The 6330-nt window shown below is 54.3% G+C and carries 7 protein-coding genes and 1 pseudogene; 2 read left to right on the top strand and 6 right to left on the bottom strand.

The genetic code is table 11. The annotated features are described in order from the left end of the window. Together INT22_RS21465 and INT22_RS18120 are read right to left on the bottom strand one after the other, a co-directional pair. On the bottom strand, nt 1-1314 hold a 1314-nt coding region (locus tag INT22_RS21465; protein WP_226912883.1), incomplete at its 3' end, for an efflux RND transporter permease subunit. Beyond that, complete coding sequence (locus INT22_RS18120) at nt 1311-2513, bottom strand: efflux RND transporter periplasmic adaptor subunit (protein ID WP_193068700.1); 1203 nt, start codon at nt 2511-2513, stop codon at nt 1311-1313. The genes INT22_RS18120 and INT22_RS21465, both read right to left, overlap by 4 nt. Before the next feature lie 218 nt (nt 2514-2731). Between INT22_RS18120 and INT22_RS18125 the strand changes: the two genes are divergently transcribed. Then, on the top strand, nt 2732-3340 hold the full coding sequence (locus INT22_RS18125; protein WP_193068701.1) for a TetR/AcrR family transcriptional regulator: 609 nt from the start codon (nt 2732-2734) through the stop codon (nt 3338-3340). Here INT22_RS18125 and INT22_RS18130 read toward each other — a convergent pair. The 3 genes from INT22_RS18130 to INT22_RS18140 form a co-directional block, all read right to left on the bottom strand. Further along, nucleotides 3337-4140, bottom strand: coding sequence for a helix-turn-helix domain-containing protein (locus tag INT22_RS18130; RefSeq protein WP_193068702.1), 804 nt, complete (start codon nt 4138-4140; stop codon nt 3337-3339). The genes INT22_RS18125 and INT22_RS18130 overlap by 4 nt on opposite strands. Before the next feature lie 329 nt (nt 4141-4469). Beyond that, nucleotides 4470-4901 carry an EVE domain-containing protein gene (locus INT22_RS18135; protein WP_193068703.1) on the bottom strand — a complete coding sequence of 144 codons (432 nt, stop codon included), beginning with the start codon at nt 4899-4901 and terminating at the stop codon, nt 4470-4472. A 4-nt stretch (nt 4902-4905) separates the two neighbouring features. Further along, nucleotides 4906-5274: a VOC family protein gene (locus INT22_RS18140; RefSeq protein ID WP_193068704.1), complete on the bottom strand. Its 369-nt coding sequence runs from the start codon at nt 5272-5274 to the stop codon at nt 4906-4908. A gap of 86 nt (nt 5275-5360) precedes the next feature. Here INT22_RS18140 and INT22_RS18145 point away from each other — a divergent pair, with 86 nt between their 5' ends. Beyond that, nucleotides 5361-5780 (top strand): MarR family winged helix-turn-helix transcriptional regulator, encoded by a 420-nt coding sequence (locus INT22_RS18145; protein WP_193068705.1) that lies wholly within the window; start codon nt 5361-5363, stop codon nt 5778-5780. Between the two features lie 104 nt (nt 5781-5884). Here INT22_RS18145 and INT22_RS21470 read toward each other — a convergent pair. Further along, a pseudogene (locus tag INT22_RS21470) lies at nt 5885-6330 on the bottom strand (beta-ketoacyl-ACP synthase II); the annotation flags it as partial.

Below are 6330 nucleotides of genomic sequence, written 5' to 3' on the forward strand. Positions count from 1 at the left end.
CAGAATCGCAAAGGTAAGCGGTGTGGCGATTTCTTGAGCACCTTTCACCGCGGCATCGCGCAGTGAATAGCCCTGTTCTCGGTGGCTGTAAATATTCTCACCGACCAGAATGGCATCATCCACGACGATGCCAAGGGCAATAATAAAGGCGAACATCGACATCATATTGAGTGAGACGCCAACCCATGGCAGAAACAGCATCGCACCCAAAAATGCCGTCGGGATGCCTAGTGTTACCCAGAAGGCCAATCGTGCCTCAAGAAACAGTGCCATAAGAATTAGCACCAGTGCCAAGCCCATCCAGGCGTTTTTTAGCAGTAGGTTCAGGCGGTCTTCATAGATTTCTGAGCTATCTCTGGAAACATCCAGGCGTATCCCGTTAGGTAGGTTATTGCGCAGCCGCTCCAGCTCACCGTAAACGGCTTGAGAGATACTCGTCGGCGTTTGATCGCCAATCTGATAGATATCCACCGATAAGCCTTGCTCGCCGTTGTAGAACTCCTCGCGATCGGTTTCAGCAAATCCTTCGCTTACGCGAGCAATATCGCCCAGCACAACGGGTGAACCTTGGGCAGTGGTGAGAATGGGGAGTGCGGCAAACTCATCCGCACTATTGCGGCGTCCCTGGTAGCGAATCAACCACTCGCCTTCGGCGGTAGTGAGCTGGCCACTGGCGAGGTCGAGCGCTTCTTCGGCAATTCGGCTGGCAAGCTGCTGATGGTCTAACCCAAAGCGCTCAATAGCTTCTTCATCCACAAGCACCTGGATTTCACGTTCCCGGTTGCCGGAGAGCTCTGCTCGGGAAATCCCGCTAGTGGCCTGTAGTTCTGCGCGTACATCCTCCGCGGCGTCATGGAGTGCCGCTAAGCTAACTGAGCCATACACTTGTAGGCTCATCACGCTACGAGAGCGACCAGCTAGGGTAAAGCGCGGTGGATCCGCAGCGTTAGGCAAGGTGGTGATGGCATTCACGGCTTGCTGGATGTCCTGGTAGGCTCGCATCACGTTAACGCCATCGATCAACGTGGCGCTGACCACGCCGCTACCTTCGCCAGCGCTGGCGGTTAATTCATCGATGCCCTCCACGTCAGCAATGGCAGCTTCAACCGGTAGTAACAAACTTTGCTCAACATCTTCCGGTGTGGCACCGGGGTAGCTGATGCTAACTTGGATGATTTCCGTTTCAAATTCCGGGAAAACCTCTTTCTTGATGGCCAAGGATGCCATTAAGCCGCCAACGATAAACAGCACCATCATCAGGTTAGGGGCAACGCCATGGTCGACCATCCAGGCGAGTGGGCCACGGCGAATCATGGGCTTTCCTCATCACTGGCTGGCGTGTCGCCTCGCTGACGAATGCGGACTTGCTGGCCTTCACGAGGTTGAGCCAAGCCAGCAATAACCACCCGCTGTCCGGGTACTAAACCGCTGCGTACTAGCGCCGTTTCCTGCCCGCGATAAGCCAGGGTGACATGGGTGCTGCGTAGGCGATCTTCATCATCTACCCACCATACCTGCTCGCCGGGACGCAATGAGGCAGAAGGCAAGGCGATGAGCGGCTCCTGGGTTGTGCTATGAAAGGCAACACGCAGCACATCGCCAAGGCGCAGTGCAGGGCCATCTTGCTCTAGCGACAGCGGGTCATTCACGGCGATCAAAAGCTGCGCTTGTAAGCCGTTCTCTTCCAGGTTTGGCAGAATAGAAATTAAGTTACCTTCTCTGCTTGCGCCTTCCGGCCAGCCTTGGCTGGTAAGCGTCACGCGGCTGCCCGGCGTTAGCCAACCGAGAATATCCCCCGGCAACGAGGCGCGAACCCAAAACTGTTCGACGCCGACCAAGCTGAGAACTTCAGTACCCTGGCTTAACAGGGTCCCCGCGCCAACCAAGCGGTCTTGCACCATGGCTCGCCAAGGGGCAGTTAACGTGGCACGCTCAAGATTAAGCGCCGCTTGGTCTCGCACCACGCGTGCTTGCGTTAATTGCGCTTGAGCTTGGCGTAGCTGTGGTTCACGGAGCACCAATGCGCGGCGCTCAGCACTGAGTTGGCGGCCAAACGATTCATACTCACTTCGGGCGCGCTGTTGCTCCGCTTGTTCTAGCGCTAACTGCGCCTGCGCGTTGGCCAACTGCGCTTCGGCATCTTCGAGAACCAAGCGTAAATCGGCCTGATCGATATAAGCAACCGGCGCTCCTTGTTCGACGACCTGGCCTGGAAGAACGCCTTCGCCAAAGCGCTCTAGCTGACCAGCCACCCGACTGGCTAACATGGTGGATTTCTCAGCTTCTACTCGCCCAAAACCGTTAAGCATCGGCGCTTGCAGGCGCTCTTCAGCCGTCATGATATCCACTAAGGGTGGCGCGGCGGGCGGTGGCGGGCGGCGTTCAACACGAGGCGGCTGGCTGATAATCCACCAGGCCAAGGTTAAGCCGCCAACGAAAACCAGTAGTGCTGCCAAGGCACCGAAACCGATACGGCCTTGTTGAGAAGGTGCGTGAAAGTGAGAAGAGGTCATTACCGCGCGGCATCCGTTGGCTGAGGGCGAAAATTCCAGAGAAAATGGCGTATCATGCTAGCATCACCGATACGCAAGCAATGATTAGGTAAGCAATGTGCAAATAGTGTGCAACCCATTAAGCATCGCTGCATCGTGCGGTTTAACCGCTGACGGGCCTCACAATACCTATCATTATTATTTTGCAAAGCACTAAATTCACTGGTTAATGTGACGTCATGAAAAACACCGCCACTCGCGATAAGTTAATTGAAACCGGTGCCGAGCTGATTGCCCAGCAGGGCTACAATGCGACGGGTATTAATGCCGTCTTAAAAACCTGTGGTGTGCCTAAAGGATCGTTTTACCACTACTTTTCCAGCAAAGAAGATTTTGGGCTGGCGGTGATCGAGCGCTTCGCCAGTCAGTATGATGAACGCTTGGCAACACTGTTTGAAGACGTTTCGTTGCCGCCGTTAGAGCGCATACGGCGTTACTTCGCCACAGGGCGTGAGCATATGTTGGACTGCGACCACACCACTGGCTGCTTGATTGGTAACCTGGGGCAGGAGCTTTCGGGGCAGAGCGACACTTTCCGTGATGCACTTAACTTGGTGTTCCAGCGCTGGGAGAAGCGTTTAGCCGCCTGCCTGAAAGAAGCGCAAAATCAAGATGATATCGATAAAACAATTGTTCCAGAAGCCCTGGCTAGTTTTATATTGTCGGGGTGGGAAGGCGCAATATTGCGCGCTAAAACGCTTAAGTCAGTCGCTCCTATGGAGCACTTTGAGTCGATTTTATTTACCCATGTGCTGGCGCCATCAGCGTCCTGTGAAGCAAGCCGTTAGTGACGTGCGCGAAAATGGTGCTCCCCGCTAGCCACGTCATTGCGCACGGCTGCCAGCAGCGACTCATCTAGCGACGGGTCGTCCAATGACAGCAGACCGCACTGAGCCAACGCAGAGCGCAAACTTATCTGTTCATCTAAGCGCTGATAGACCACTCGCACACAACAGGGCATACGCTCACTGTTATCAGCCACCCCCATTTTTAATCCGGTTAAGCGTGTGACTTGGCTTTGGTAGCTGGGAAACAGAATAGTTTGGGTGATTTCATGGCCATTGAGGGTTTCGTGGTCAACTAAAAATAGCCGGTCTGCAAGTTTAACGGCGGTTCCCACGTACCGGTTATGACAGGGTCGCCTTCCCAGAGCGACTTGCATACGCTCGGTGCGCTGGTACACCACACCTCCTTCTCTGGCTTCTAGGCACACCAACGTGCGCATCAAATGCCCAGGGCGCGACATTGAGTGGTAAAGCTCGAAGTAGCGACCTAGATAACGCTCCATACCTTCGCTACCCCGCTGAATCAACGCATTAGGCCAGGGTAGTGTGTTCGGTGAGGTATCCGCATTGAGTTGTCCGGTTTGCACCAACGCACGGAAGTCGTGGTGAGGCAGCGCGATATCTTCTGGCGTTACCCCAAAAAAGTGGCAAATACGCTGCAGCGCGGCGTGGCTTGGGTAATAGCGACCGCTGAGGTAGCGGTTGAATTGAGCACGGTTAATGGATAAGCGGCGGCAAACGTCCGCAATAGACGGGTAGTAGCTGCATAGCAGGCGTAAATTGGCCACAAAATCATCATGCATGGGAGCGGTTTCAGCGTTCTCAGTCGGCGACGGTGCGGCTAATGTGACGCTTCGCTCTTCATAGTGCAATAGCCACGTAACACGTCAATCAGGTCTGATTTTAATTAGAATCTTGCGAGGCCAGATGATGGACACCCGCAGTGCCGGTGTGGCGCCTTTTCATTGTTTGGAACCGCCACCGGCAGACTGTCGTGCCAGCGCAATGCGCTCACAGGTATTCCTACCCAGTTCATACGCCATCTTTATCAGTAATCGCTACTCGCAGTATAGGTAGGTGTGCAAAATCGGCATTGGTGTTTTGCAAGGAGTCGTTTGACGTGATATCCCGCTTAAACGACCGACTGACCCAGCATTCGGATGGCGATCAGTTGAAAATCGGTCTCAGGAATCTCCCTTAGTCCAAATCTGAAAGCCGCTCCCCAGTGCCGTTTATTGCTGATGAACTCGAGGTCGTCGATCAGTGGTCGGATTGGCACCTCTCGGCAGGGCTGGAAATCGACATCGCGCCGATGGGGCACAAAGCCGTTTCCCATGTTATGTCGGTAGACATTGGTGCCTTTCAATCGGCCGATCGCGGTCAATGCTTGGCAGGGCTCACGGGCGTTAAAGTGAACCTTTGGTGAATACATCACCATCCAGTCTCCCGCGTTCATACGGCTGATCGGTCCTTTCTTTCCGTGACAGGCCTGAACAAAGCCGCCGTGCTCTCCTGTTTTTGCGTGGTCGCGCGAGGCGACTACGATCCAGTAGCGTGTTGTCATGTGATCACCCGGGCGTACCGTGCAGCGTCAATCGGTAGCCAAACGGATCCACAAAACTGAAGGTTCGTCCAAACGGGCCATTAAAGGGGGGCTCAACAATCTCCAAACCGTAATCCCGGAGACGCTCGTGCATACTGTCTGCCTGCTCGCACCCCAACCAAAGCGCTACGCCCCATCCCAGCCGAGGGCTGTCTGCAAGATTGATGTTGGGAGTACGAAGTGCAAAAGGGATGGGGAGGGTCTGGAATACCACCGCGTGCTCCGGCCCCTGATCTGTGGGAATCAATCCTAGCTGTTCTGTGTAAAACTGTTTCGCTGCCTCCAGATTTTCGACCTGCAGGGCAATAAATTGTGGGCCGGTGACATGTGGCATTGGCTTTAAACTCCTGGTTATGCAAATATAAGGAAGCTGATACATTATCAGGTTCCTTATATTGTGCAATCCCAGGAGTAGGCACTGTGGTCGAACACCGCATCGGTTACCTCATCAAGGGGGTGCAACAAGCTATCCGTCATCGCATGGACAACGAATTGCGCCACCTCAATCTGTCGACGTCCCAATATGCGGCGCTAAGTGCATTGGAACGGTCCGATCAATTATCCAATGCCGAGATGGCTCGCGCCTGCTTCGTCACGCCCCAGACAATGCAGCAGTTGGTCAAAGGCCTTGAGTACGAGGAATGGATAGAGCGCCGCTCCCACCCCGACCACGGTCGTATTATTCAAACTCGATTGACAGCATCAGGCCGGGCCGTCCTCGACCAGGCTCATTGCCTAGTCGAGGCTATTGAAGAGACCATGGTAAAAGGGTTATCCCAACCTGAACGAGAGCGTCTGGCGGCCGATCTGAAACTATGCCAGAACAACCTAATTCAATAGGGGCCGAGTCGTTGGCTTTGCAAGTGTATGGGATGCCATCAAGCCACCTTGGCGAAAGCTAAAATATACAGCTTCGCTGCATTAACAATGGCTCTTAAAACCGTCTAGACAGTGCTGATAATCAGCGCTGCATTGACGCCACCGAAACCGAACCCGTTGCACAATACATGCTTCGTGGCGTGCTTTTGATGAGGCGCCGTGACGAAGGTTAAATCCTGCATATCATCATCGCAGTGTTCAAGATTGATGGTGGGCGGAAGCTGCTGACTATTGACTGCCAATACAGAAAAAACACTCTCTATGCCCCCTGCTGCGCCTAATAGGTGCCCGGTGGCGGCTTTCGTTGCCGAAATAGGGATGTCAGGCAAGCGCTCACCGAATACATTACGCAATGAGGCGATTTCAGCTCGGTCGCCAACGGGCGTCGAGGTGGCGTGGGCATTGATATGATCAATAGCATCAGTAGAAAGGTTCGCCATGCCTAGCGCCGCTTGAATCGCAGCGGCTGCGCCGGCCCCATCCTTCGGGCCTGCCGTTAGGTGGTAGGCAT

Origin of the sequence: Halomonas sp. 3D7M (assembly GCF_014897885.1) — a bacterium.
In the GTDB taxonomy this organism is placed as follows: domain Bacteria; phylum Pseudomonadota; class Gammaproteobacteria; order Pseudomonadales; family Halomonadaceae; genus Vreelandella.

What these genes read in the sequence shown, in the direction of transcription:
- INT22_RS18120 (WP_193068700.1), bottom strand. Translation starts at nt 2,513, where the DNA reads ATGACCTCTTCTCACTTTCACGCACCTTCTCAACAAGGCCGTATCGGT.
- INT22_RS18125 (WP_193068701.1), top strand. Translation starts at nt 2,732, where the DNA reads ATGAAAAACACCGCCACTCGCGATAAGTTAATTGAAACCGGTGCCGAG.
- INT22_RS18130 (WP_193068702.1), bottom strand. Translation starts at nt 4,140, where the DNA reads ATGCATGATGATTTTGTGGCCAATTTACGCCTGCTATGCAGCTACTAC.
- INT22_RS18135 (WP_193068703.1), bottom strand. Translation starts at nt 4,901, where the DNA reads ATGACAACACGCTACTGGATCGTAGTCGCCTCGCGCGACCACGCAAAA.
- INT22_RS18140 (WP_193068704.1), bottom strand. Translation starts at nt 5,274, where the DNA reads ATGCCACATGTCACCGGCCCACAATTTATTGCCCTGCAGGTCGAAAAT.